Raw genomic sequence first — 26,164 nt, 5'->3', positions numbered from 1 at the left:
AATTAGTAGTATACTCAATCTTGTTGTTTTACTACAATCTGATACGTTTCTTTGGTACTTTGTTTTAGTAAAATATCTTTATCAGTTTCTATAAAACGAATTGCTTCTTTGGTATAATGTCTTATGGTAAATAAGGAAACATTTTTCTCATAAGAAACACTAAATGTAGCTTTTAGACACTTTAAAAGCTCCTCAAACGTATTGAATTTATTATCCAGACATACAGAAAAACTAATGGCAGAATTCTGAATCAAATCTACTTTTAATTGATATTTATGAAAAAGCTTGAAAATTTCACTAATATTATCCTCTACAATGAATGAAAAATCTAATGAAGAAAGAGATACTAATACCTGATTCTTTTTTACAATAAAACATGGTATTTCCGGAACTAATCTTTGACCTTTTTTCACAGAAGTACCCTTAGCTTCAGGATCAAGAAATGACTTCACATAGAGGGGAATCCCTTTGCGTTGTAAGGGTTGTAATGTTTTGGGGTGGATAACAGAGGCTCCATAAAACGCTAATTCTATCGCTTCTTCATACGAAATCTGGGTAAGCAACTCTGTATGCTTAAACACTCTGGGATCTCCGTTTAAAACACCAGGCACATCTTTCCAAATACTTACACTATGAGCATTCATACAATAGGCAAGAATACCAGCCGTATAATCACTGCCTTCTCTTCCTAAAGTGGTTGTGAAATTATTAGTATTTGAAGCTATAAAACCCTGAGTAACGGTCATCCCCATTTTATCTACCTTTTCGAGAATCTTGCTCTGGGTCAGTTTCCAATCTACCGCTGCATCCCGATAAGTATCGTTTGTTTTAATGATCTCTCTGGCATCCAACCATTTATTTTTAAATCCATGAGTTCCTAAGTATTCACTAATAATTGTCGTAGAAATTAATTCTCCATAACAAACAATTTGATCATACAAATAATCATACTGAGTGGATTTATTTCTTTCTAAAGTAGTTTCCATATCAGAAAGAAGTGAATCAATTTTTCTAAAAACTCTATGTTGTCTATTTAAAAAAAGTGAATCCAGAATTTGTAAATGATAATCTTTAACATCATCAATAGCAACCTTTAATTTTGGATTTTTTTGCAAATAAAAGTCAACCACTAACTCTAAGGCATTTGTGGTTTTGCCCATTGCTGATACAACAATCACCATATCTGATGCGCCTGCTTTTTGTAATACATTGATTACATTTTTAACTCCATTACCATCTTTTACTGAGGCACCTCCAAACTTAAAAATCTTCATTATTAATTTACTTTAAAAAGTATATCATATTCAAAATCATTTAATTACCAGAAACAAAAGCACATAATCCTTCTTCATCCATCTGTACTACTTGCCAACCTTTTAAAATTTTTGCCCCACTTTTTATATAAAAATCAACTGCAGGAGTATTCCAATCTAATACATTCCACTCTACTCTTTTTACATTTTTTTGTTTAGCATACTCCATAACCCGTTTATATAACGCCGTACCAGCACCGGTTCCTCTCATGGCTTCTTTTACAATTAAATCCTCCAGATGGATTGTACGTCCTTTCCAGGTAGAAAAACGATAGTATACTAATGCCATACCCATGATTTGATCATTGGTAACCGCAACAAAACATTGAAACAACGGATCTTTACCAAAACCTTCTTTTTCTAAATCATCAACAGTAATAGTCACAGCGTTTGGTTCTTTTTCATACACTGCTAATTCTTTTATAAGCTCTAAAATCTTGGGCACATCCTCAATAGCTGCATCTCTAACTATATATTCCATAAATATCATTTGTTTATCAAACATATAAAATATGTACTAAAAAACAACAATTTTGTAATGATATACGGATGGTTTTTATGTTTATGTAATTATTAATGATGTTTAGCAATTTACAGTTCCGAAAATCTTTTAGTTCTTATAAAAAACAATACTTTTGTAAAAATTCACATATCCAACCATACATGGCTAGAAATAATCAAACCTTAGGAGAATTTATTATTGAAAATCAGAAAGACTTTCCATATGCAAGCGGAGAACTTTCTCGTCTGATCAACTCTATCAGATTGGCTGCAAAAATGGTGAATCACCAGGTGAATAAAGCTGGTTTAGTAGATATCACTGGAGCCGCTGGTGAAGTTAATATACAAGGAGAAGATCAACAAAAATTAGACATTATTGCTAATGAAACGTTTATAAATACACTTACCAATAGAGAAATTGTCTGCGGAATCGCATCAGAAGAAAATGATGATTTTATTACTATAAAAGGACAAAATAATGATCACCGTAATAATTATGTTGTATTGATGGATCCATTAGACGGTAGTTCTAATATAGATGTAAACGTTTCTGTAGGAACTATTTTCTCTGTTTATCGTAGAATAACCCCTACAGGAACACCGGTAACTATAGAAGATTTTTTACAACCAGGGAATTTGCAGGTTGCAGCTGGGTATATCATCTATGGTACTTCTACAATGCTAGTGTACACCACAGGTCATGGAGTTAACGGTTTTACACTAAACCCCGCCTTAGGAACCTATTATCTATCTCATCCTAATATGAGATTCCCTGATGACGGACACATTTATTCTGTAAATGAAGGTAATTATATACATTTTCCTAAAGGGATTAAAGATTATATAAAATATTGTCAGGAAGAAAAAGAAGATCGTCCATATACATCACGATATATCGGTTCATTAGTGAGTGATATCCATCGTAATATGATTAAAGGAGGGATTTATATGTATCCTAGTAGTTCTAAATCACCAAAAGGAAAACTTCGGCTTTTGTATGAGTGTAATCCAATGGCATTTATTGCAGAACAAGCTGGAGGTAAAGCCAGTGATGGATTTAACAGAATCATGGATATAAAACCAACTGAGCTACATGAACGGATTCCGTTTATCTGCGGAAGTAAAAATATGGTAACAAAAGCTGAGTCTTTTATGAAAAATTCATAATTAAATTCATTAGCATTACACATACTCATAATTTTTAAACCAACACAAAAATTATCCTCATCAGATGATTTCTTAGGTTTTTTACGATAACATATGATAAGCTAAGAGGAGGTCGTAACAGCCGCTTATTTTTTTATAAAATAATTTGTAATCCATCCAGTATGGATCGTCCTAAAAATAATCCTGAAAGTCATCACTATAGTTAGTCATGACAGATAGAGCTTTTGATCAACCTCACTATGATTTTCAGTAAGTATAAAAAATGCGTAGTTAGCTACGCATTTTTTATAACAACTTACTTAAATATAGGCTATCTACATTTTAACTTTTTCATATAAACCAGTTACTGTATTAAAAGCTTTAGTTAAATCATTACTGATGCTATATATTTCACTAGCTTTAAAACCTTGGTTCATTAATTTTTCCTTATTCATTTTTACCTGTTCCCATTTTGTCATTGCTAATCCTAATTTCTCATCAATCTTAGAATTATTAAAATTAGAAATCAGTAGAACCGTAATAGCACCGTCTAATTCGTTAAAAACATTAGTAAGCATTTGCTCTGAATTTTTGTCTTTAAGCGTATTTTGATTTGCAAAATAATACAAACCTAATCTTTGAGCAAGCATACGTTGTCTTCCCGCCATATTTATGATCTGTTTAAGCTCTGTATCTGATTCTCCATAACCATCATCTTCTAGTAATGAAATATCTCCTTGAACCACACCTTTTGATTCAACAATAATTGCAGAAACTACAGAATTAGTAGCTTTTAATAAATCAGTATTTAATTCGATTATCTTTTTTGCATTATCAAAATTTGCAGGTGTACTTATAATACTTTCAAAACTTGTCCATATACTCTTTACTTTTGCCACTCTATCTTTAGTCACTTTATAACTAGAGTTTTGTAGAATAATCTCGTTTTGTTTTTCAAAAATTATTTTACTAGTTAAGAGATCTCGTTTAGCTTTAACATCGCTTGGATTATCTATAAGGTATAAATACGTTTTAGCCATTTTCTGACTTAACATACGTTGTTTACCAGAAATATTTACCGCCTTATTAAAGCTTAACATTCCATATTTATTATTTTGTTGAGCATTTATATTAGAAGAGCTCGCTACTATTATTCCTACTAGAAATAACATCAATATTGTTTTAAGTGTAATTTTATTTTTCATGTATTCAAATTTAAATTGTTGTTTTGATTAATATTCTTCAAGGGATAGTCTTATAATCTTATTATCTGTTGATAATTCAAGTACTAGAATCATAGTTGAATTTTCGAATTCTAATAAATACCGTTTACCGGTTTCATCATCCATTAAAAAGGAAAATTCTCCCATTAATCCATTGCTTTCTTGATTATCTTTTACAAAGTCTTTGACCTTATCAATGGTAAATGAAGATTGTAATTCTGAAGAGAATAAATTAAAAATTTTGTCTGCATCTTTTTGATTATAAGCATCCGCTATTTCTGTAATAGCTGACTGATAACTATCCTCAGTCTGTAAGAAACTACAACAAACAAATAATAATAATAAATACGTAATTTTTTTCATAAAACTTAATTTTTACGGTTAAACCATAATAAAAGTATAGCTAATATTCTAGTTTAGAAGTAAAACCTAGGTCAAAAACTCATACATAATGGTCAATCCACCTATTATGTCGATGAAATGCATAAACTATACCATATTTTTGATGTTACCAGCGTCCTCATTTCAAATACCAGAAATACTGGTTGACATTTCATAAATAAGTGATTATTGTATATTTTTAGATTACAATAACCTAAAAAAATTATTTTAAGCTTTCTTATAATATACTCATTGACCAAAGGGTCTTATCTATTTTGTAGTTTGATACTTAATTTTATTTTAGAAAAACAATTAATTGAAAATAGAAAATTACTAAAGTGGATATTATTTACAATTGACACCAGTTTTTAATGTTTTTATACTAAATTTACCTAAAGCACTAAGATCAACCTTCTAAAAAAACCAAAATGGCCAAAGAAAAAACAATTGTTGAAGAACAAAATGGACAAACGGTAAATGATCCTTCTTCTAAAATTGAAGCAATCAAGAACCTTATCTTTGGAGAAAATATTGCCGCTTACAATTCTGAATTTGAAACTGTAAAAAAGGATATTTCTGCTAAAAAGAAAGAACTTGAGGATTTTATTGAAGACACACGTAAGGAACTTAATCAAGCAATTGATAATCTTAGTACGGACATAAGTATCAGAATAACAGAATTAGAAGATAATCTGGCTGATAAAGTTGAAATGTTAGACACTAAAAAAGTAGACAAAAAAACCTTAGGAGATTTATTGATCGCAATGGGCGAAAAAATAAACTCTAAGTAATCCTACCATCATCTATCCAAACATATGGAAGAGTCGGATAAACTAAAAATTCTTAAAGAACTCCTTTTTACAGAAGAAAAAGAGTACACGGATTCTATTGCTGAAAAATTAGAAATTTTAAGTAAAATCGTGTATGAAAAACAAGAACTTTCTCATAAAGTGGATCCGATAATAGATGACAAATTAGAAATCTTTGTAAAAGAAATCCCTAAAACGCTAGGTCCTACGATTACAGAAGCATTAAAAGAAGAAATTAAAAACTCTCAGGATGCTGTAGTAGAAGCATTGTTTCCTATCATCGGTAAGATGATCAAGAAGTATATTGCCCATGAAATGAAATTGCTTAGTGAAAACATAAGTAGAAAAACTAAAAGTGCTTTTTCTTTTAAAAATTGGTTTAAAAGAAAAAAAGCCAAAGTGCAGGGTATTAGCACAGGGGATTTAGAAATAACCGAATATGGCAAACCACAACTGGTTCAAATGTTTGTCATCGAGAAAAACTCTGGATTACTAATTGCAGACTACAGTCCTTTATCAGAAAACACAATTGATAAAGAAATGGTTGCTGGTATGCTAACGGCTATCAAAAGTTTTGTAGAAGATGCTTTTGAAGAAGGAAATCAAAATCTTGAAACGATAGAATATGAACTTTTTACCATTCATATCCAGAATTTCTATTCCTACTATATCGCTGCAGTTGTAGCTGGTGCCTATAATATTAATTTTAAGGAACGATTAGAAAATCAAATTCTTGAGTTCGCTCAAAAGTACATTTCTAAGAAAGACTTAGAAAGCAACGAACTTTTTACTAAAAAAATAAAAAAATACTTTGAAAATGAAATTGTCTAAAAAAGTAGTACTCCTAGGACATTTTGGTGTTGGAAAAACATCATTATTCAGACGTTTTATGGACGACGAATTTTCTGAAGACTATAAAGTTACACTGGGTGTTCAAATAAAAAAGAATATAATTGAAATGCCTGACGGAAGAGAACTTTCTATGATTATTTGGGATACTGAAGGACATACGAACATAGAAGATACCAGAAAATCATATCTATTAGGATCAAATGCCTTTATCTATGTATTTGATTTAACGAGAGAAGAGACCTATAAAAATTTACCCAATGATCTTGATTATCTATCCAAAAACTATCCTAAAGTCGTGATTAAAATATTAGGAAACAAATGTGATTTGATCAATGAAAAAGAAACATTACTTCAACTGAAGAATCTAAATATTAATTACAACTGTATAACTAGCGCCAAGACCAACAAAAATGTTCAAGATTTTTTTCTGGATCTTGCCAATGAAATAGCAAGATAGGATTATGACATATCAAGAGGACAAATTACTATTTGATAAAAAAACTCAATTTTTGCTAGTGGCTTTGGATGGAGTCATTAAAGAGACTGATAAAAATCTATTCAGTTGGGATATTGGAACCTCTATTTATGACGCCCATCCATTTTTTGAAATTATTAAAAACTTTATAGAAGATGCTACTCATGAGGAGGTAACTTATAATTTTCCCTGTATTCATTTAGAAGAGGGTGCCATAGAAAAAATCCTTGACATTACTATAAAAGTAAGTCTTCAGGAAGTTGTCATTATCCTTTTTGATTATACAGTAAAATATCAAGAAGTAAACAAAATAGCTCAACAGAAAAACCAATCTATACTAAAAGCAAAGGAGTTAAAACTCAAAAACAAATACTTACTTGAAAAAGAAAAGTTCAAAAATAGTTTTATTGCCAATATTAATCATGAAATCAGAACTCCCCTCACTGGAATATTAGGTTTTGTGGAAGTACTACAAAAAACCCAACTTAATTTTGAGCAAGAAGAACTGACCCGCATTATCAAAAGGCAAAGTAAGCATCTTAATGCTATAATAGATGATATGCTGGATATTTCCAAAATCGAAACGGGAAATCTAAAGATTATCAAGGAACGATTTCGATTTACAAAACTTATAGAAGGTTTTAAAGAAACGTATACTGCATTAGCAAAAGAAAAAGGAATAAAATTTGAAACCTATATTGATCCTAACATCCAGGAATATCTTATAGGTGACCGAACCAGAATATTTCAAATTCTAAACAACGTACTCACAAATGCTTTTAAATTTACAGAAGAAGGAATCATAAAACTTTCAGTTTCTAAAAATTATCAACGTTCTAATAAGCTAAGTATTAGTTTTAAGATAGAAGATACAGGGTTTGGGATACAAAAGGAAGATCTCACAAATATATTTGATAGATTTACCAGATATAATAATGATAAAAGCATCTCTGGTACAGGATTAGGACTTGCTATTGTAAAAAATTTAATAGACTTGTTGCATGGAGATATTAAGGTAAGCAGCATTCCTGAAAAAGGAACTACCTTTGATATAAAACTACCTTTTAATTTTGAAGTTAGAAAAACGACTCCAGAGAAAAAGAAAAAGCAATACAAACTACCCGATACTAAGAAAAGATACCGCATATTAGCTGTAGAAGATGAGGAATCCACTCAATTTTTAATCATGAAAATATTAATAGGACAGGGCAATTTTTTTATTGACGTAGCTATTAATGGTAAGGATGCAATTAACTATCTGGAAAGAAGGAATTACGATCTTGTGCTTATGGATTTACAATTAAAGGATCAGGATGGTTACAAAATCACTTCTATGATTAGAAAAAACTATGGAGATAAAGTAATTTCTGAAGTGCCTATTATCGGTTTTACAGCCCGTGCAACAGAGAGTGAACGTGATAAATGTCTTAAGTCCGGGATGGATGACTTTATTGCGAAACCATTCGAACAGGAAGATTTCATTTATAAAATTGTGAAGCAAATAGCAAAAAAAGCCGCATCATAAAAGCGGCTTTTTACACAAATAAACAAATTTGCTATCTGTTCATATTTTTAATCTCTTCTGCAAACGTATCTCCATCAACACCCTGACTTACTAATCTAATGGCTTTATCCACGACATACTTTGCATTATCAGTTCTAAAACCTAAACCAACACTTAATTTCTCTAATAATAAAACTTCTTTTTCTCCTTTAATATGATCTGCATATACCATTCTTGTTAAATCATAAAGACGCTCTAACCTCTTATCATAACTAGTTGGCGGATTGATAGGATGAGATGCATAATCCTTTAATATTTCTTTATAATCATTATCAGAAATTTCAAGTTTACGAGCCAGTCTATCTAAAAAAGCACTCTCTTCATCAGTAATTATTCCATCACTCATCGCTACCCTAACAATGGCCGCAAAATGGTCTTGATTTCTTTTCTGAAATCCACTATCAAATAAATCAGATATTGACATGTTTTATTTTTTTATTTGGCGCAAATATAAATAAACTATAATCCTTTTAAAATTTAATATCATTGTTTTTTATATCCTCCAAATTCACAAAAAGAAAATAAAGTTTTATATCGTAAAGTATTTTTGGTTTCAATTGTCAAGAAATAAAAAAGAACTCTTTATATCTTTCATCTAATCTTTTATATTACTCTCTTCTACACGATATATTTAAGACCTCTTCAGACTATTTAGCACTTCTAAACCCTTCTATCCTTGTCTTCTTAAATGTATCTAATGAATAGCTATTGAAATTCACATTTTTTAGCATTAGAAAGAAAAATATAACATAAATCATCTGACTACTCACTAAAGACCAATCTTCCTTAAGCCCCGTTCCAAAAATAAGTATGATAATTAGAAAACCTCCTGTCATTAGGCTTTCTTTAGTCTTTAATCCTAAAAATAAAAAGATTCCAATAAACAATTCTAAAAAAGGTAAACTAAAAGCAAATGAATAAACTAAAATCTCTGGTAACCACGTTTCTGAAAACCCCTTGATCATTCCCTCTGTAAATTGACTGAGTTTTGGAATTCTTACGATTCCATGTACTAAAAAATTAACTCCAATCGCAATCCGTCCAAAAAAAAATGCTGCTTGATCCGTATTCATAATTTGTTTTTAACTGAAAATATCAACAAAAAAAGAAAACACCATACACTTTAAGTATTCTTTAGCATTCGCTTTATAATTGTACTTCGCTATAAAACATAAGAATAGTATATTTGTCATAAAATTATTGCTACGTGAGTAAAACCCTAATCACGCAAACCTTTGCAAAGTCTGTACAATTACAGAATCTGAGGAAAGCCGTTGCCCAGGATCCTGAAAAATCTCAGGACAGTATAAAAACACATCTTCAGGGACTTATTGGATCCGCATTATCTTTTACAATACAAAGTTGTTTTAAAGAGGCTGATAAACCTTTTCTTTGTGTTTTTAATGATAAAGAAGAAGCAGCCTATTACCTTAATGATTTAGAGCAATTATTAGGTGATAAAAATGTGTTGTTTTACCCGGGAAGTTACCGTAGACCTTACCAAATAGAAGAAACAGATAATGCCAATGTATTGCTACGTGCAGAAGTTCTTAATCGCATCAATTCCAGAAAAAAACCAGCATTAATCATTACATATCCAGACGCTTTATTTGAAAAAGTAGTCACAAAAAAAGAACTTGAAAAAAACACATTAAAAATTACACTTAATGATACCTTGTCACTCGAATTTGTAAATGAAATACTATTTGAATATCATTTTAAACGGGTGGATTTTGTAACAGAACCCGGAGAGTTTTCTGTTCGTGGAGGTATCGTGGATGTATTTTCTTTTAGTAATGATGAGCCTTATCGTATTGAATTTTTTGGGGATGAAGTAGACAGTATTAGAACCTTTGATGTAGAAACTCAATTATCAACAAATCAGATCAAAAAGATTTCGATAATTCCTAATGTAGAAAATAAAGCGATTAAAGAAGTACGAGAAAGTTTTCTGGATTATATTTCTTCTAGTACCGTTGTCTTTGTTAAGGATATTGACCTGCTTTCAACAAGAATTGACAAAAATTTTGAAAAAGCAACAGAAGCTTTCAAAACTCTTTCAGAAGATATCAAACATGGGACTCCAGACGAACTTTTTACAAATGCTACTTTAATCAAAAAGAAACTACTGGGATTTACTTTGGTAGAAATAGGTAATCAACCATTAACTAAGGCAGATGTTACCATAAAATGTAACACGAAACCTCAACCTTCATTTAATAAACAATTTGATTTATTGATTGGTAACCTTAATGAAAATCATGAAAAAGGATATCATAATTACATTTTTTGCGTCAGTGAGCAACAAGCAAAACGATTTCATGATATTTTTGATGATGCTGATCTTGATGTAAAACAATATGAAACAATTGTCTTTTCTGCTTATAAAGGATTTGTAGATCATGATCATAAAATAATTTGTTACACAGATCATCAAATTTTTGAAAGGTATCATAAGTTCAACCTAAAAAGCGGGTATGCAAAAAAGCAAGCCATTACTTTAAAAGAGTTAACAACATTAGAGGTTGGAGATTATGTTACTCATATAGATCACGGAATTGGTAAATTTGGAGGACTACAAAAGATTGACGTAGAAGGTAAAAAGCAAGAAGCCATTAAGTTAATTTATGGAGAAAGAGATGTCTTGTATCTAAGCATACATTCTCTTCATAAAATTTCTAAATTTAATGGTAAAGATGGCAAAGCGCCTCAAATTTATAAACTAGGGTCAAAAGCCTGGAAAACCTTAAAACAAAAAACAAAGGCCCGAGTAAAACATATAGCTTTTAATCTAATCCAATTATACGCTAAAAGAAAATTACAAAAAGGTTTTCAATACGCTCCAGACAGTTATTTACAACACGAACTAGAGGCTTCTTTTATATATGAAGATACTCCGGACCAAAGTACTGCTACTGAAGCTATCAAGGCGGATATGGAAAGTGAACGTCCTATGGATCGCTTAATCTGTGGAGATGTTGGTTTTGGAAAAACAGAAGTCGCTATCAGAGCAGCCTTCAAGGCTGTTGATAATGGCAAACAAGTTGCTGTGCTCGTTCCTACCACAATCCTTGCATTTCAGCATGCTAAAACTTTCAGAGAGCGATTGCGAGATTTTCCTGTTGTAGTAGATTATGTAAATCGCTTTAGAACCGCAAAACAAAAGAAAGAAACACTAGAAGATCTGGCAAACGGAAAAGTTGATATCATCATAGGAACACATCAACTGGTCAGCAAAAATGTGAAGTTTAAAAATCTGGGGTTATTAATTATAGATGAAGAACAAAAATTTGGAGTATCTGTAAAAGATAAACTAAAGACCATAAAAGAGAATGTTGATACCCTGACATTAACCGCTACTCCTATCCCCAGAACTCTACAATTTAGTTTAATGGCAGCGCGGGACTTATCTACAATTACGACACCTCCACCCAATCGATATCCTATAGAAACAAATGTGATTCGCTTTAGTGAAGAAAGTATCAGAGACGCTGTGATGTATGAAATACAGCGTGGAGGACAAGTGTTTTTTATACATAATCGTATTGAAAATATTAAGGAAGTTGCCGGCATGGTACAACGCTTAGTACCAGATGCTAAAGTAGCTGTAGGTCACGGGCAAATGGATGGCAAAAAACTAGAAGAATTGATGCTTTCCTTTATGAATGGAGATTTTGATGTACTCATTTCTACAACAATTGTAGAAAGTGGATTAGATGTACCTAATGCTAATACTATTTTTATCAATAATGCTAATAACTTTGGGATTTCGGATCTTCACCAGATGCGTGGACGGGTAGGCCGAAGTAATAAAAAAGCGTTCTGTTATTTTATTACCCCTCCCTATTCTGCAATGACCGATGATGCCCGTAAAAGGATTACTGCTCTGGAACAACATTCTGATCTGGGTAGTGGTTTTAATATTGCAATGAAAGATTTAGAAATCAGAGGTGCCGGAGATTTATTAGGTGGAGAACAAAGTGGTTTTATCAATGAAATTGGCTTTGATACCTATCAAAAGATCTTAAATGAAGCAATTGAAGAACTCAAGGAAAATGAATTCAAGGAACTCTATGAAGACTCTTCAGAAGAAAAAGTATACTTAAAAGATACTCAAATTGACACCGATTTTGAATTACTGTTTCCCGATGCTTATATCAATAGTATCAGCGAACGATTGAATCTTTATACAGAATTGAATACCATTAAAGATGAAGAGGCATTACAAGCATATGAGAAACGATTAGTTGATCGTTTTGGGGAACTACCAGAACAAGCTGTAGATCTCATGAATTCTGTTCGAATCAAATGGATTGCAACAGCGATTGGTATCGAAAAAATTATTCTGAAGCAACATAAACTTGTCGGTTACTTTATTAGTGACCAACAGTCTCCTTTTTATCAAAGTCTTGTTTTTAGTAGTGTATTACAATTTGTCCATAAAAATGCTGGAATCTGTAAAATGAAAGAAAAACAAACTAGAAATGGATTGAGACTACTCATTACTTTCGAAAATATTCTTACAATAGAGAAAGCTTATAAAGCGATACAACAGCTCAAACCCAAAGTGAATGCTGAAATATAAACGCAATCCTTTTAGATCAATAGTTTCAACTAGCTATCGGATATATCTAGTATTTCAACCCTAGAAAAAGCGACAAAAAAACCGAATTAAGCATTGTACTAAAGAACAGCTTATTTCGGTATATTAATTTGTATACCTATTATTAGTTATAAGACTAATCTTCAGGTTTTCTACCTCCTTTTTTAGGTGCAGCAGCAAGTTCTTCTAATTCAAGAAAACCATCTGAATTGGTATCGATAGTATCAAATCTTTCTGCCAATTTTCCTTTTTCTGCAGCTTCGGCCTCTTCTTTACTTAACTTACCATCCTGATCAGTATCCAATTTTGCTATCATCTTTTCCGGATCCGGTCGTTTGCGATCTCTTGTGGTTTCTTCCTGCGCGCTGATTGTGGTGAAAGAAAATACCATAGCACCTATAGCCAATAACGTTTTTACATTCTTTTTCATACTAATAATCTTTTAAGTTCTATTCTTAGTTTTCTTTGACAATGAAACATCAGTAACGTTTAATACACTAATAAAAATTAGGTTTTATTTAACTTTTAATAATGATACGGCAAACAGATTCCAGATATTTCAAATCAAATCTTAAAAGAAATACATCCTACTTTTAAAAACAGAAAAACCTGAGAAATCTCAGGTTTTTCTGTTTTTAAATTTCGAAATTAATTATAAAAATCAAAAAACTTTATTTGTAATTCCTTTTCGTAACTCCATACTTTTAGAATTCGATTTTTCGCAATCCTCCTGTACCTGTGTATTCAGAAATGTACAATTCTTTGGTTCGTTTATTTGCTGATATGCCGTTAGGGTTACTAAAAGATGCTTCTAATAAAGGGCCATCTATTTGCGCCGCTTGACCATTACCGGCAATGATCTCAATTTTTCCATCTAATGTTACTTTATAAATATAATTCACTGCGATTCCTGTAGCAAAAATAACATCATTAATTACGGTAAGATATCCAATACCAAAATTTTGAATTACAATATCCGGAATCGTGGTGATTAGAGATAACTCTCCTTGCTGATTGATAGAAAAAATATCCGCAGTATAAAAATTAGCTACGATTATATTTCCTTTACTGTCAATATCAATTCCAACTCCTCCCGCTAATCTTGGGTCAGTTGCATATACCTCTAATGTTCCTTCTGGAGTAATTTTATGAACTGTGGGTGCGGTGTAATTAGAAATATAAAGATTATCCTTTCTGTCTATTGCCATGCTACTGGGCCATCCATCTATGGTCGCTATTACTTCTCTTTCATCACCAGGAGTTATTTTTAGAACCTGCCCATTAATAGTATTGTTAGCATTATTTATATATAGATTTCCTTTAGAATCTTTTGCGGTACCCATAGGACCGGATAATCCTTGGATCGTATCAAAGACTTTACCACTTGGAGACACTTTAAACACTCTGGTTCCACTCCCTCCGGTATTCACAAATCTACCATACTCAGATACATAAATAATACCACTTCTATCTACAGAAACAGCACCATTTGCTGCAAAATTCTCAACCAATGTTTCGACTTCGGGATCAGGATTAATTCCGTCCCCATGACAAGAAACTAGAAATACTGACATTCCCAAAATAGCTAAAACAAAGATTGTACTTACATTAATTTTTTTAATTCTCGTTTTCATTCTTGATAATTTTAAAGAGTTAATAGTTCTCAAAAATAACTACCAATATGAGTATCAATCGACCGCTTGTGTACAACCGTCCAAATATATTTCTAGATTATTTCTATCTTTTTTATATAATTACTTGGGGTATCATTCATTTCAGATTTAAATGCCTTATTAAAAGTAGATTTAGAATTAAACCCTACATCCATTGACAAAGCCAATAACGTATGTCGATGATGTTCTCCATCCTGAATTTTTTCAATAAATTCTTTTACTCGATAATGATTGATGTAATCATAAAAACTATGTTGATGAACATTATTGAGCAACCAGGAAACATTATTTGTTGATGTATCTAATCGCTTAGAAAGATCTCTTAATGTCAATTTATGATTCAGATATATTTTTTCTTCTATCATAAGTTTTTCTAAATCGTTTTGTAGCTTTTGTAAAGCTTCGTTATTTAATCTTGCTCTGGGTATATCTTTTTCTTTTTTTACAACCGGAATCCTGAAAATAGCCGGCTGTTTTAAACTATAAAACCCAATAACATATATAAAAACCGGAATTATAATCCATATCAGATCGTAATCAAGGTGTTCAAATCCAAGATTACAAATAAATGTATTTGTAAAACTCAATATCCAAGCCAGCATAAAGAGAAAAATAGCTACTAAATATGTATAAAAGAAAGATGTTGCATTTTGGATAAAAGAAAGATTGTTTTTTACTTCTTTTATATACTGTTTTATAATTACTAAACTTAGAAGAAAATAGAAAATATTGGATATTAAGCCCAGTGTTTCGATCACAATAAAAGGAATGTTCAAAAATCCTTTTTGCCATAATGCATTTAACTCTTTTAAGGAAAAAGTATAAGACCAGAAAACAAAAATTAAATGTAATAAAGCCGGAACAAAATGTATTGCAGATAATCGAAACTTGGGAAATTCTCTAACAGAAAGTCTTCTAAGATATAAATAAGACAGAGGACCAAAAAGAAAAATAATTACATCTACCAATATAGCAAGCCTCTCAAAAAAGTGAACGCTCCAATATCTAAAATAAAACATCCTTCCAGATAACATCACTACAGCAAGAATTAATAATAATGAAAGAACTTTATTAGCTTCTTTATTTTTATTCCTTATTAATTGTAATGTAATTGCCAAAAATAAGCCTTGACTAATACCCAGGAATAGAATTAAGTCGATAAATTCTAATGATTGCATAATTAACAAATAAAAGTAAACATTAATTCAAAATAAAAAAACCGTTCAAACATTTTTGAGACGGTCTTTTCATAAATGCCATTATAGTCTTAATAAAGTTGGATTGTTCTTATTCTAGTTCTGCTATATTCTGATATGTGTAAGGTTCTGGTTCGTTTATCTATGGTTATACCATTTGGAGAATTAAAAGAAGCTTCTAATAATTCCCCATCTACAGAATCAGCTTCTCCATTACCAGCAAAAACTTCGATCTTTCCATCCAGTGATACACTAAAAATTTTATGTACTGATATACCTGTTGCAAAAATTGTATTATTAGCAACTGTAATATATCCTATTCCTGCACCATTGATGACAATATCAGGAATAGTGGCTATTAGAGAGATATTACCTCTTCTGTTAATAGATAAAATATCCGCAGTAGTATAATTACCAACTATAAGGTTTCCTCTATTATCAAAGTCTATCCCTACTCCTCCTGCTAATCTGGGATCAGTCGCATACACAGAAACCTCTCCGGTCTGAGTTATTTTATGAACAGTCGGACTGGTAAAGTTAGACACGTAAATATTATTACGTTTATCTAAAGTTAAACCTGACGGAAAACCATCAATGGTAGCAAGTTTAATTTGGGTTCCATCAGGAGTTATCTTAAGTACATCTCCATCTTCTCCATTGCTTCCATTTACAACATAAAAATTTCCTCTCTGATCTGTAGCATTACCTAAGGGACCCGATAAATCTGATGCAAACTCTTTTACTTCCCCTTTTTTAGTTATTTTAAAAATTGAAGTTCCATCAGGACCAGAACTGGTAAATCGTCCGAATTCTGATACAAATATATTCCCCCTCTTATCTACGGTTACTGCATCAAATCCAAACCCGGGTAAATCTCCAGTAACGGTTTCTACCTTCTGACCGTTTCTAATCTTTGAGGAATAACTCGCGTTTTTTGAATCCAATGATTCTAACTCCACATCTTCATTATGACAAGAAACTGACATAAATAATACCCCTAGTGACACAAAAATAGTAGCACTTTTTTTACAAAAGCTTTCGTTGAAAATCTTCATTTTTTTAGTTTTAAAGTTTCCATAAAAGTATACTGTAGTATGCTAAAAATCGACGTTATGGATATACTCGCACCAATTTATACAACTTTTAATCGCTTTATATAATTACTAGGAGTCTCATTCATCTCTAACTTGAAAGCTTTGTTAAAAGTAGATTTCGAATTAAAACCTACATCCATAGAAAGTCCTAAAATTGTATGCTGACTATGCTCATTGTTTTCAATTTTATATAAAAATTCTTTAACTCTGTAATGATTGATATAATCATAAAAATTACTATCAAAAACATTATTAAGATACCAGGATATGTTATGTGTAGAAGTATCCAGTCGTTCTGAAAGGTTGCGTAAAGTAAGATCTGGTTTTAGAAATATTTTCTCTTGATTCATAAGATATTCTAATTCTTTCTCTAATACATCTATTTGATGTTGAGGAAGTCTTTTTTTTATATTTTTTTGTGTTTTCTCTGTAAATTTTACTCTAAAAAGCGCTGGGTACTTTAGGCTATAATATCCTACAACAAAGACTAAGATGGATACTGCAATCCATATGGTATCATAATTAATTAGATATATAGAACGATTAAAGAAATGAAATGTAATAAAACTAATTACCCAAACACTACTAAAAAAGCCAACTATTATCTGAAACAGCTTTAAAAATGATACTAGATTCTGTTGAAAAGAAATAGATTTTTTTTCTTCATTTTGATACCTATGTAAAAGCTGAGTATTTAAAAACCAGTAGTACAAATTAGAAACGATACCGATTGCCTCAATTACAAAATAGGATGTTTTAAAATACCCTGATGAAAATCGTTCAATAAATACTACATGTGCAAAAGAAACTATATAACAGGAAAAAACTAAATGAAGAAAAACTGGCACATAATGTTTCCAGGAAAGTTTGTAGTCAATATTCTCAAAAAAAGCTAGCCTTCGAAAATACAAATAACATAGAGGTCCAAATAGAAAGATGATTGCGTCTGCAATAATTGACCATTGTAATAATTGAGTTGAATAAAATCTCATTAACAAAATTCTACCGAATAACATACACGCAGACATCAATAATATCAGTGAAAGTATTTTATTTGTATGCTTGTTTTTATTCTGAATACACTGAATGGTAACCGCTAAAAATATTCCCTGACTCACACCTAAAAAAAGTATGAGATCTATATATTGAGAACCTTCCATAAAATTGATTAATAAGTACAAAACTATCCAACTTAGTTTAAAATCAAGACCGAATGGATCTATTCGTACTTCTAAAATAAGAATTCTTGATCAAAATAGTGATCCATTTTATTTTATCAATATCTTATCTATGACTTGTATAAAAATTAGGTTCGATTGCCTGTTGCATTTTCAAGAATTCCTCTTTAGACAATCGATCATTAGTGCTTGTTCCAATAGATTGTAGCAATTGGTCTTCTGATCTTATGCCGACAGCCGCAGAAATAATGGCAGGATGTTCCAACACAAATTTAATAGCTGTTTTACTCATCGTATTTCTTTTACCAGCGATCTCTTTTACAATAGTGCTTATTTGGGTCACTTCTGATGGAGTATATTGTAAATAATCTGTAGCAGTTTTTCCAGCTAATAATCCTTTGGCCAGTGCACCTCTGGCAATAACACCAATATTATTTTCACATAGAAAATTCAGGCAAGATTCCTCTGGTCTTCTATCTAGCAAGCTATATTGCATCATCACACTAATTATATTAGAACGTTTTGTATACTCTCTAATCACATTGGGTCGTATAGATGAAATCCCATAATATCTTATTTTACCTTGCGTTACCAAGGTTTCAAAAGCATCAATTGTTTCGTCAATTGGATCTTCAATAGTACCACCATGCAGTTGATACAAATCAATATAATCCGTTTGTAATCTGGACAAACTATTTTCTACTGCTTTTATGATATACTTCTTTTTCGGATTCCAATCCCAACCCTTGCCATCCGGACGGGGTTGATTACCTACTTTAGTTCCTATGATCACCTGATTACGATATTCTTTTAATGCCTTGCCAAGTATAATTTCATTTTCTCCATTTTGATATATATCCGCAGTATCAAAATAGTTAATTCCCTTATTAATTGCGAGGTGTATCAATTTTCTGGAGGTATCAAATTCTCGCTCTAAAGACATACATCCAAAAGATATCTCACTAATTTTTAAATCTGAATTTCCGAGCTGATGATAGTTCATAATTTCTAAAAATGATAAAAAGCATCCGCTAGATGCTCTATTTTGGTTCCTGATTTATTTTTAATAATGGCAACAATATCAAAACGAACTTCTACATCCAGATCATTAATAATTACATAATGGTTCACCGCTTTTATTAATAATTGTATTTGTTTTGGTTTCACAAAATCCTGTGGATTTCCAAAGTCAGGAGTACTTCGTGTTTTTACTTCAACAGCAGCAACAATATCACCTTTTCTCGCGATAATATCTACCTCTGCTTTACCAAATCTATAATTCTTTTCTAAAATTGAATACCCACTATTTTGTAACAAATTGATAGTCAGTTGCTCTCCTTCTTTACCTAATACATTATGTTCTGCCATACGTTTATAATTCCACAAAGGGAAATTGGTTTTTTACTATGGTACTACATAGTCTAATTTTACGTTATTTTTGGTGACTTCTAAGGAGACCTCTGCTCCCAAAACTACTGCTCGATTATCCGATATATGTCCCAATGGAAAATCAAAAACTACAGGAAAGTCATACTCCTTAACTGAATCAATAATAATTTCTCTCGCATTTTTACCAAAAGGAACTGTATTGTCGTGCATATTAGTCATCCCTCCTACGATCAAACCTGATAATTGATCAAAATATCCATTCCTTTTTAAATTTTGAATCATTCTGTCGATATGATATATGTATTCATCAAGATCTTCTATGCATAATATCTTACCTCGGGTATCCAGAGAAGAAACTGAACCACAAATTGAATACAAAATAGACAAGTTACCTCCCACTAATTTTCCAGTACAATTACCCAACCTATTCATATCAGAAGTAGGAATAGTATAAACAATCCTTCTTCCAAATAAAGTATCTTTCAAGGAATCTATCGCTTCAGTACTACTTTGATGAATATTTACAGGCATTGCTCCATGTATTGTAGAAATCCCCAAATTATGGATATGTGCATGTAGAACTGTGATATCAGAATACCCAATAATCCATTTTGGGTGTTGTATAAAATCAGAAAAATCAATTTGATCAATAATTCTTACGGTACCATATCCCCCACGGGCACACCAGATCGCTTTAATTTGTTGATTGTCCAGCATCTGTTGAAAATCAATGATACGCTCATCATCAGTTCCTGCAAATTGATTATTTTCTAATCCGATTGTAGTACCGATAATTGGTTGTAACCCCCAATTTTCAAGTAAAGTCACAGCATTTTCGATCTCTTCTATCAAAATCTTTCTTGCTGTAGAAATAATTGCTATTTGATCTCCTTTAACAATAAAATCAGGTTTTGAAATAATATCCGCCATATATATGTAATGAAATGATGTATATTCTAATGTGCCTGTTTTCTATTTTTTTAAGAACTATTTTCCTAAATTATAGCATTCATGGCACTAATTAACAATTGTTTTCGTTCTAAATTATTATATTACGCTTGAAAACGTCCCATAATTTACTAATTACCTTGCCTATGGCCTCTGATATTACCTGCAACTTAGCAACTTTAGAGCCTTATGTTCCATCTGGTACCAATCCTTGGAATGTAAGTAAAATTAATCATTTATATCGTAGAATTGCTTTTGGAGCTACAAAAGCCGAAGTAATTGATGCATTAAATCAAAATAATCCATCAGCATTAGTAGATGCGCTTATAGACGAAGCTCTTGCGATGGCTCCTAATCCAGCACCTGTTTACGGATTCTGGGATAGAGATCAGTTTGAAGCTGCTGAGATGGCTAATGAAGAAAATGATACTGGCTTCTATCGCAGAGAAGGAAAGTTACAAATGATTAACGACCTTGTCCAAAACAAAGTACGAGATCGCTTAACTTTATTTTGGAGTAATCATTTTGTAACAGAAGATGATGAGTACAGAAGCCCGGCCTATCAATATCAATATTATAATCTTTTACAATTGCACGGGTTAGGGAATTTTAGAGATTTTGTCTATGATATAGGTATCTCCTCTCCTATGTTAGTATATCTTAATGGAGACAGAAATACCAGAGATAGACCTAATGAAAATTATGCCAGGGAATTGTATGAGTTATTTACCATGGGTGTAGACAATGGTTATACTGAAACTGATATTATTGAAACTGCTAAAGCATTAACGGGATGGGTAGAAACTAATGATATCCCCTGGGGACCTATTGTATTTAACCCTGGGCAGTTTAGTAACGATACTAAAACAATTTTTGGACAAAGTGGAAACTTTGGATACGATGAATTAATTGATGATGTATTGTTCGCACAACGACCACAGGAGATTGCTACTTTTATTTGCGGTAAGCTTTACACCTATTTTGTAAGTCCCACCTGTAGTGATGCAATCGTTGCCGAAATGGCACAAACATTTATAGATAATAATTTTGAAATAGCTCCTGTATTAAGACAACTATTTAAAAGTGAACATTTTTTTGATCAAGAAGCTATTGGTGTAATCATTAAAAGTCCTTGTGATCTGCTAATTTCTTTTTCTAATGAAACAGATTTTACCTACCCGGCTACTTTTAGCTATTTAGAAGAAGTAAGAGATTTTACAGATCGTTTAGGACAAGATATGCTGAACCCTTTTGATGTAGCAGGTTGGCAAGGAGATGAAGATTGGATCAGTCCTGATTATCTTATTTTAAGATGGGATAATGCTACTTCATTAATCACACAAGCCTCCAGCGAAAATCAGGATCAATTCAGAAATTTTGTATTGGGATTACCTATTGGCACCGCTGCCGATGGTAATTTAGAAGGCACCATGGCAAGTACTGATGTAGAAATTGTAGTGAAAGCTATTTTAGATTACTTTTTTAGCCGTGGGGTATCGGATCCTCTTATATATGAAGAAGCTTTAGCTGTGTTTAAAGGAGATTTACCTGAAAGTTATTTTGAAGCAGGTGCTACTGCTCCTAATATATGGACGCTGGATAATCCATTGTTAAATGATCAATTTATCGCACTACTACGTTATATTGTATATGTCCCAGAATTTCAACTTAAATAAGACCCCATGAGTACAAATCCTTCCCATAATATAAAATTTAAGAAAAAAACAAATGCTACTGATGGTGTCTGTAATCCAGATGATCATAAATCCTGGAACAGACGTTCTTTTTTACAAGCTCTCGGTTTAGCTGGTGGTGGATCTATGGTGATGGCAAATACGAGGCTTTCTGTATCCAGTCCCTCTCCATTATCTGCAGCGTTGAGTGCCTCAGAGAATGATAATATTCTTGTCATCGTAAGATTAAGCGGTGGTAATGATGGTTTTAACACCATAATCCCTGTGTATGACTATGATAGCTATGCTAATAGAAGACCTCTCATAAAAATTCCTCCCAGTGAGTTTATCAATTTGGAACGAGATATGTTTGCTATGCCAAAATCTATGAATAAATTAGAGAATCTATGGGGTGATGGACAGATGAAAGTAGTACAAGGAGTGGGATATGAGGACTCCTCTTTATCTCACTTTTCTGGCTCTGATATTTGGGCAAATACTAATTTATTAGAAAGAGAACGATCCGGGTTTATGGGTAGATATTTTCAGGAATTGTATCCCGATTATACGTTTAACCCACCTGCTAGTCCTCCTTCTATCCAAATAGGAAGTATCGGGAACCTTATTTTTAGAGGACCTGAAAATGATTTTTCTTTTGCGTTTTCGAGCGCATCCAGATTAGAACAGCTTGGAGAAAGTGAAGCATTCTACGATCCAGGTGTAGATCCTGATTGTACATATGCAGAAAAAGTAAAATATTTAAGAGAAGTCACGAACACAACTTATAATTATGCAGACGTTATTTCTGCGGCATATAATAGTTCTACCGATTTTGGAGGGTACTTAGACAATAGTTTAGGTAATCAATTCAATGTGATTGCCAGACTGATCAAAGGAAATCTGGGTACTAAAGTATATATGGTAACTCTAGGAGGTTTTGACACACATAGTAATCAGATACAACGTCATCAGGAATTAATGAATCAATTTTCTGAAGGTCTCAATAATTTTTATGCAGATCTTGCTGCATCCGGATGGGATGATAAGGTATTATCTATGACGATCTCAGAATTTGGAAGAAGGTTCACAGAAAATGGATCACTAGGTACAGATCACGGTACAGCTGCTCCGATGATGTTTTTTGGAACAGGTCTTAATGGAAATGGTTTTATAGGTGAACATCCCGGAATCACTGATAATGACCTTACTCCTGGAGGTAATGTAGTAAATACAACTGATTTTAGGCAAGTATACTCTACAGTGATGAAAGAGTGGATGTGTATTGATCCTAATACCGTATCCAGCGCACTACTGGGAGAAGAGTTTGAATCGCTGGATCTTGGATTTAGTTGTGATGGACTCTCTTCTTCTAATCCTATCGATGAAAATTCCATTACTCATGGAGTCACTTACGATCCTCAGAATAGCAATGCTCCCACAATTGTAATTACAACTCCAAGAACCGCCCATTTTGATGTTGTCTTATATAATATTATTGGTCAAAAAGTAGGAACTCTAAGAAATGAAGTACTTACAGAAGGTACCAGAATCGAAATCGATGTAAAAGAAACGATTCAGAAAAGATTAACTACAGGTCAATATGTATATCAGATTCTTGTTGGAGAAGACAGTTTTAGTAAGCCGTTGATGATTTCATAAGAAGTACCTTTATAAAAATTCATGAAAAATGCTCTAACCCTTCAGTTGGAGTATTTTTTTTACCAAATTTCAATCTTAGTATATGAAATATAAATATTAAGTATACTTGTGCTGTTACGACCACCTTATCACTCATCATAGACGATATTAATATCATATAAATCTGATGAATCCTGCTATCAACCTTTTATAAGCATGTTGATTTTCATATCGACCAGATACCCTTTGTGAATAATGCTCCTACTAAAAATCAAAATCCAGAAATGTAGCGATCCTATATCATTTAGTACAACAACCTCTTTATAGTTATGGCTTATTTCATACCTTTGTGCCTTATTTTTATAAGCGTTATGAGCACACCAGGAAGATATACCATTACAGCAGCATTACCGTATACTAATGGACCAATACATATAGGGCATCTAGCAGGAGTTTACGTACCCGCAGATATTTACTCCCGATATCTAAGAATGATAGGAAAAGACGTGGCATTTATATGCGGTAGCGATGAGCACGGCGCTGCTATACCGATGCGTGCTAGAAAAGAAGGAGTTTCTCCACAAGTTATTATTGATAAGTATCATGCGATCATAAAAAAATCCTTTGCAGACTTTGGAATTTTATTTGATAACTATTCTAGAACCTCTGCTCCTGTACATCACGAAACAGCTTCAGAATTCTTCAGAAAATTATATGATGATGGAAAATTTATTGAAGAAACATCTGAGCAATTATATGATGCAGAGGCTGACCAATTTCTTGCAGATAGATTTGTTGTAGGTACATGCCCTAAATGTGGACATGAAGAGGCTTATGGAGATCAATGTGAAAAATGTGGAAGTTCTCTTAATGCAACAGAACTTATCAATCCTACATCCACTATTTCTGGTGCAAAACCGACGCTTAAACAGACAAAACACTGGTATTTACCTCTAGATCAATATGAAGATTTCTTAAGAGAATGGGTATTAAAAGGACATAAAAAAGATTGGAAAACTAATGTATATGGTCAGATTAAATCATGGGTAGATGATGGATTGCGTCCTCGAGCAGTAACAAGAGATTTAGACTGGGGAATTCCTGTTCCTGTAGAGGGAGCAGAAGGAAAAGTTTTGTATGTTTGGTTTGATGCGCCAATCGGATATATTTCTTCTACAAAAGAATGGGCTACACGAGAAGGAAAAGATTGGGAACCTTATTGGAAAGATAAAAACACCAAATTAATCCATTTTATTGGTAAGGATAATATTGTATTTCACTGTATAATTTTCCCTAGTATGCTAAAAGCAGAAGGAAGCTATATATTACCAGAAAACGTACCAGCTAATGAATTCCTAAATCTGGAAGGAAATAAACTTTCTACCTCAAAAAATTGGGCAGTCTGGTTGCACGAATATCTCGAAGAGTTTCCTGACAAACAAGACGTATTGAGATATGTGTTAACAGCAAATGCACCTGAAACTAAAGATAACGACTTTACCTGGAAAGATTTTCAAGATCGTAATAATAGTGAATTAGTTGGGAATTTTGGGAATTTTGTGAACCGTGTTGTTGTATTAACTAATAAATACTATGATGGTATCGTTCCTACACCTAATGCATTCTCAGAACTAGATTTACAAACATTAGCAGAACTTAAAGCATATCCCGCTGTAATTAGTAGTTCTATAGAACGCTACCGATTTAGAGAAGCAGGTCAGGAATTGATGAATATTTCTCGATTAGGCAACAAATATCTTCAGGATGAAGAACCCTGGAAATTAGTAAAGACAAATGAAGAGCGGGTAAAAACGATTATGTATGTCGCTTTACAGATCACTGCTGCATTAGCAATCGTATCAGAACCTTTTTTGCCATTTACCTCAGAGAAATTAAAAAATATGCTAGGTACTAATGGAAAAGAACTAAAAATAGATTGGAACGAAATTTCAACAAAAGAAGTACTCCTTCCTGCCGGACATCAGGTTAAAAAATCACAACTTTTGTTCTCTAAGATAGAAGATGCTGATGTACAGAAACAATTAGATAAACTAGAAGCGACTAAAAAAGCTAATGAGGCAGAAAACAAGATAGTAGAACCACAAAAAGAAACTGCTACGTTTGATGATTTTACCAAGTTAGATATGCGAATTGGAACGATCGTATCGGCGGAAAAAATGACTAAGACAAAAAAATTACTAATCTTAAAAGTAGACACAGGTATTAATACACGCACCATTGTTTCAGGGATTGCAGAACATTTTACTCCAGAAGAAGTAATTGGTAAGAAAGTAACAGTTCTGGTTAACCTAGCACCCAGAGCATTACGTGGGGTAGAAAGCGAGGGTATGATCTTAATGACAGAAACTCCTGATGGGAAACTAGTTTTTCTTAATCCTGATACAGATGGGGTGAATCCTGGAGCTGTAATTAGTTAACTGTTGAAAAATAGTGTCAAAAAAAGGTAATATTTATTGATCTTGAGACACTTATTAATAAACTGAAACT

General features: G+C 32.3%; 23 protein-coding genes. 9 read left to right on the top strand and 14 right to left on the bottom strand.

Annotated elements, in window-relative coordinates:
• Positions 1-14 precede the first annotated feature (14 nt).
• Together ABD816_RS04465 and ABD816_RS04460 are read right to left on the bottom strand one after the other, a co-directional pair.
• The gene (locus tag ABD816_RS04465; RefSeq protein WP_344925110.1) at positions 15-1,274 is read right to left on the bottom strand and encodes an aspartate kinase; all 1,260 of its coding nucleotides are present in this window, start codon (positions 1,272-1,274) and stop codon (positions 15-17) included.
• 40 nt (positions 1,275-1,314) lie between these two features.
• Entirely contained in the window at positions 1,315-1,794 is a 480-nt protein-coding gene (locus ABD816_RS04460) for a GNAT family N-acetyltransferase (protein ID WP_344925109.1), read from the bottom strand.
• A gap of 182 nt (positions 1,795-1,976) precedes the next feature.
• Here ABD816_RS04460 and fbp point away from each other — a divergent pair, with 182 nt between their 5' ends.
• On the top strand, positions 1,977-2,981 hold the full coding sequence (gene fbp / locus ABD816_RS04455) for a class 1 fructose-bisphosphatase (RefSeq protein WP_344925108.1): 1,005 nt from the start codon (positions 1,977-1,979) through the stop codon (positions 2,979-2,981).
• Positions 2,982-3,295: 314 nt separating this feature from the next.
• On the opposite strand, the gene ABD816_RS04450 is transcribed toward fbp, so the two are convergent.
• Positions 3,296-4,165, bottom strand: coding sequence for a type IV pili methyl-accepting chemotaxis transducer N-terminal domain-containing protein (locus tag ABD816_RS04450; RefSeq protein ID WP_344925107.1), 870 nt, complete (start codon positions 4,163-4,165; stop codon positions 3,296-3,298).
• A 27-nt stretch (positions 4,166-4,192) separates the two neighbouring features.
• A complete protein-coding gene (locus ABD816_RS04445) occupies positions 4,193-4,546 on the bottom strand; it encodes a DUF3887 domain-containing protein (RefSeq protein ID WP_344925105.1) in 354 nt (117 codons plus the stop codon).
• Between the two features lie 446 nt (positions 4,547-4,992).
• On the opposite strand from ABD816_RS04445, the gene ABD816_RS04440 reads away from it, so the two are divergent.
• Genes ABD816_RS04440 through ABD816_RS04425 form a run of 4 tightly spaced genes read left to right on the top strand, consistent with a single transcriptional unit; the run spans position 4,993 to position 8,225 of the window.
• Entirely contained in the window at positions 4,993-5,355 is a 363-nt protein-coding gene (locus tag ABD816_RS04440; RefSeq protein WP_344925104.1) for a fructose 1,6-bisphosphatase, read from the top strand.
• Positions 5,356-5,379: 24 nt separating this feature from the next.
• A complete protein-coding gene (locus tag ABD816_RS04435; protein ID WP_344925103.1) occupies positions 5,380-6,204 on the top strand; it encodes a cell envelope biogenesis protein OmpA in 825 nt (274 codons plus the stop codon).
• The gene (locus ABD816_RS04430) at positions 6,191-6,682 is read left to right on the top strand and encodes a Rab family GTPase (protein WP_344925101.1); all 492 of its coding nucleotides are present in this window, start codon (positions 6,191-6,193) and stop codon (positions 6,680-6,682) included. The genes ABD816_RS04435 and ABD816_RS04430 overlap by 14 nt, the downstream gene beginning before the upstream one ends.
• 4 nt (positions 6,683-6,686) lie before the next feature.
• Positions 6,687-8,225, top strand: coding sequence for an ATP-binding protein (locus tag ABD816_RS04425; RefSeq protein WP_344925099.1), 1,539 nt, complete (start codon positions 6,687-6,689; stop codon positions 8,223-8,225).
• A 31-nt stretch (positions 8,226-8,256) separates the two neighbouring features.
• Here ABD816_RS04425 and ABD816_RS04420 read toward each other — a convergent pair whose 3' ends face one another.
• A complete protein-coding gene (locus ABD816_RS04420; protein WP_344925097.1) occupies positions 8,257-8,688 on the bottom strand; it encodes a tellurite resistance TerB family protein in 432 nt (143 codons plus the stop codon).
• A gap of 223 nt (positions 8,689-8,911) precedes the next feature.
• Complete coding sequence (locus ABD816_RS04415; RefSeq protein ID WP_344925095.1) at positions 8,912-9,337, bottom strand: DoxX family protein; 426 nt, start codon at positions 9,335-9,337, stop codon at positions 8,912-8,914.
• Between the two features lie 134 nt (positions 9,338-9,471).
• Between ABD816_RS04415 and mfd the strand changes: the two genes are divergently transcribed.
• Positions 9,472-12,849, top strand: coding sequence for a transcription-repair coupling factor (mfd, locus tag ABD816_RS04410; RefSeq protein WP_344925094.1), 3,378 nt, complete (start codon positions 9,472-9,474; stop codon positions 12,847-12,849).
• 154 nt (positions 12,850-13,003) lie between these two features.
• Here the strand turns inward: mfd and ABD816_RS04405 are convergent, their stop codons facing one another.
• From ABD816_RS04405 to ABD816_RS04370, 8 genes are all read right to left on the bottom strand, one after another.
• A complete protein-coding gene (locus ABD816_RS04405) occupies positions 13,004-13,297 on the bottom strand; it encodes a hypothetical protein (RefSeq protein WP_344925092.1) in 294 nt (97 codons plus the stop codon).
• Between the two features lie 274 nt (positions 13,298-13,571).
• Entirely contained in the window at positions 13,572-14,501 is a 930-nt protein-coding gene (locus ABD816_RS04400) for a hypothetical protein (RefSeq protein WP_344925090.1), read from the bottom strand.
• 92 nt (positions 14,502-14,593) lie between these two features.
• Positions 14,594-15,718, bottom strand: coding sequence for a helix-turn-helix domain-containing protein (locus ABD816_RS04395; protein WP_344925087.1), 1,125 nt, complete (start codon positions 15,716-15,718; stop codon positions 14,594-14,596).
• 89 nt (positions 15,719-15,807) lie between these two features.
• Positions 15,808-16,791 (bottom strand): Vgb family protein, encoded by a 984-nt coding sequence (locus ABD816_RS04390; RefSeq protein ID WP_344925085.1) that lies wholly within the window; start codon positions 16,789-16,791, stop codon positions 15,808-15,810.
• A gap of 77 nt (positions 16,792-16,868) precedes the next feature.
• Entirely contained in the window at positions 16,869-17,822 is a 954-nt protein-coding gene (locus ABD816_RS04385) for a helix-turn-helix domain-containing protein (protein WP_344925083.1), read from the bottom strand.
• 292 nt (positions 17,823-18,114) lie between these two features.
• The gene (locus ABD816_RS04380) at positions 18,115-19,011 is read right to left on the bottom strand and encodes an aldo/keto reductase (protein WP_344925082.1); all 897 of its coding nucleotides are present in this window, start codon (positions 19,009-19,011) and stop codon (positions 18,115-18,117) included.
• 5 nt (positions 19,012-19,016) lie between these two features.
• Positions 19,017-19,376, bottom strand: coding sequence for a YraN family protein (locus tag ABD816_RS04375; RefSeq protein WP_344925081.1), 360 nt, complete (start codon positions 19,374-19,376; stop codon positions 19,017-19,019).
• A gap of 36 nt (positions 19,377-19,412) precedes the next feature.
• Positions 19,413-20,327 carry a S66 peptidase family protein gene (locus ABD816_RS04370; protein ID WP_344925080.1) on the bottom strand — a complete coding sequence of 305 codons (915 nt, stop codon included), beginning with the start codon at positions 20,325-20,327 and terminating at the stop codon, positions 19,413-19,415.
• Positions 20,328-20,491: 164 nt separating this feature from the next.
• Here ABD816_RS04370 and ABD816_RS04365 point away from each other — a divergent pair, with 164 nt between their 5' ends.
• The 3 genes from ABD816_RS04365 to metG all read left to right on the top strand — a co-directional run bounded on the left by ABD816_RS04365 (position 20,492) and on the right by metG (position 26,094).
• Complete coding sequence (locus ABD816_RS04365) at positions 20,492-22,021, top strand: DUF1800 domain-containing protein (protein ID WP_344925078.1); 1,530 nt, start codon at positions 20,492-20,494, stop codon at positions 22,019-22,021.
• A 6-nt stretch (positions 22,022-22,027) separates the two neighbouring features.
• Positions 22,028-23,677 (top strand): DUF1501 domain-containing protein, encoded by a 1,650-nt coding sequence (locus tag ABD816_RS04360; protein ID WP_344925076.1) that lies wholly within the window; start codon positions 22,028-22,030, stop codon positions 23,675-23,677.
• A gap of 350 nt (positions 23,678-24,027) precedes the next feature.
• Entirely contained in the window at positions 24,028-26,094 is a 2,067-nt protein-coding gene (gene metG, locus ABD816_RS04355; protein ID WP_344925074.1) for a methionine--tRNA ligase, read from the top strand.
• Positions 26,095-26,164 lie beyond the last annotated feature (70 nt).

Origin of the sequence: Aquimarina addita (assembly GCF_039539305.1) — a bacterium.
GTDB classification, from domain to species: domain Bacteria; phylum Bacteroidota; class Bacteroidia; order Flavobacteriales; family Flavobacteriaceae; genus Aquimarina; species Aquimarina addita.
This window is presented reverse-complemented; position numbering and strand designations above follow the sequence as displayed.

Excerpts from the sequence above, each read along its gene's own strand:
- ABD816_RS04430 (WP_344925101.1), top strand. The coding sequence starts at position 6,191 with ATGAAATTGTCTAAAAAAGTAGTACTCCTAGGACATTTTGGTGTTGGA.
- ABD816_RS04450 (WP_344925107.1), bottom strand. The coding sequence starts at position 4,165 with ATGAAAAATAAAATTACACTTAAAACAATATTGATGTTATTTCTAGTA.
- ABD816_RS04375 (WP_344925081.1), bottom strand. The coding sequence starts at position 19,376 with ATGGCAGAACATAATGTATTAGGTAAAGAAGGAGAGCAACTGACTATC.
- ABD816_RS04400 (WP_344925090.1), bottom strand. The coding sequence starts at position 14,501 with ATGAAAACGAGAATTAAAAAAATTAATGTAAGTACAATCTTTGTTTTA.
- ABD816_RS04395 (WP_344925087.1), bottom strand. The coding sequence starts at position 15,718 with ATGCAATCATTAGAATTTATCGACTTAATTCTATTCCTGGGTATTAGT.
- ABD816_RS04360 (WP_344925076.1), top strand. The coding sequence starts at position 22,028 with ATGAGTACAAATCCTTCCCATAATATAAAATTTAAGAAAAAAACAAAT.
- ABD816_RS04385 (WP_344925083.1), bottom strand. The coding sequence starts at position 17,822 with ATGAGATTTTATTCAACTCAATTATTACAATGGTCAATTATTGCAGAC.
- ABD816_RS04415 (WP_344925095.1), bottom strand. The coding sequence starts at position 9,337 with ATGAATACGGATCAAGCAGCATTTTTTTTTGGACGGATTGCGATTGGA.
- ABD816_RS04435 (WP_344925103.1), top strand. The coding sequence starts at position 5,380 with ATGGAAGAGTCGGATAAACTAAAAATTCTTAAAGAACTCCTTTTTACA.
- ABD816_RS04370 (WP_344925080.1), bottom strand. The coding sequence starts at position 20,327 with ATGGCGGATATTATTTCAAAACCTGATTTTATTGTTAAAGGAGATCAA.
- ABD816_RS04440 (WP_344925104.1), top strand. The coding sequence starts at position 4,993 with ATGGCCAAAGAAAAAACAATTGTTGAAGAACAAAATGGACAAACGGTA.
- fbp (WP_344925108.1), top strand. The coding sequence starts at position 1,977 with ATGGCTAGAAATAATCAAACCTTAGGAGAATTTATTATTGAAAATCAG.
- ABD816_RS04425 (WP_344925099.1), top strand. The coding sequence starts at position 6,687 with ATGACATATCAAGAGGACAAATTACTATTTGATAAAAAAACTCAATTT.
- ABD816_RS04365 (WP_344925078.1), top strand. The coding sequence starts at position 20,492 with ATGGCCTCTGATATTACCTGCAACTTAGCAACTTTAGAGCCTTATGTT.
- ABD816_RS04420 (WP_344925097.1), bottom strand. The coding sequence starts at position 8,688 with ATGTCAATATCTGATTTATTTGATAGTGGATTTCAGAAAAGAAATCAA.
- ABD816_RS04465 (WP_344925110.1), bottom strand. The coding sequence starts at position 1,274 with ATGAAGATTTTTAAGTTTGGAGGTGCCTCAGTAAAAGATGGTAATGGA.
- ABD816_RS04390 (WP_344925085.1), bottom strand. The coding sequence starts at position 16,791 with ATGAAGATTTTCAACGAAAGCTTTTGTAAAAAAAGTGCTACTATTTTT.
- ABD816_RS04405 (WP_344925092.1), bottom strand. The coding sequence starts at position 13,297 with ATGAAAAAGAATGTAAAAACGTTATTGGCTATAGGTGCTATGGTATTT.
- metG (WP_344925074.1), top strand. The coding sequence starts at position 24,028 with ATGAGCACACCAGGAAGATATACCATTACAGCAGCATTACCGTATACT.
- ABD816_RS04460 (WP_344925109.1), bottom strand. The coding sequence starts at position 1,794 with ATGGAATATATAGTTAGAGATGCAGCTATTGAGGATGTGCCCAAGATT.
- ABD816_RS04445 (WP_344925105.1), bottom strand. The coding sequence starts at position 4,546 with ATGAAAAAAATTACGTATTTATTATTATTATTTGTTTGTTGTAGTTTC.
- ABD816_RS04380 (WP_344925082.1), bottom strand. The coding sequence starts at position 19,011 with ATGAACTATCATCAGCTCGGAAATTCAGATTTAAAAATTAGTGAGATA.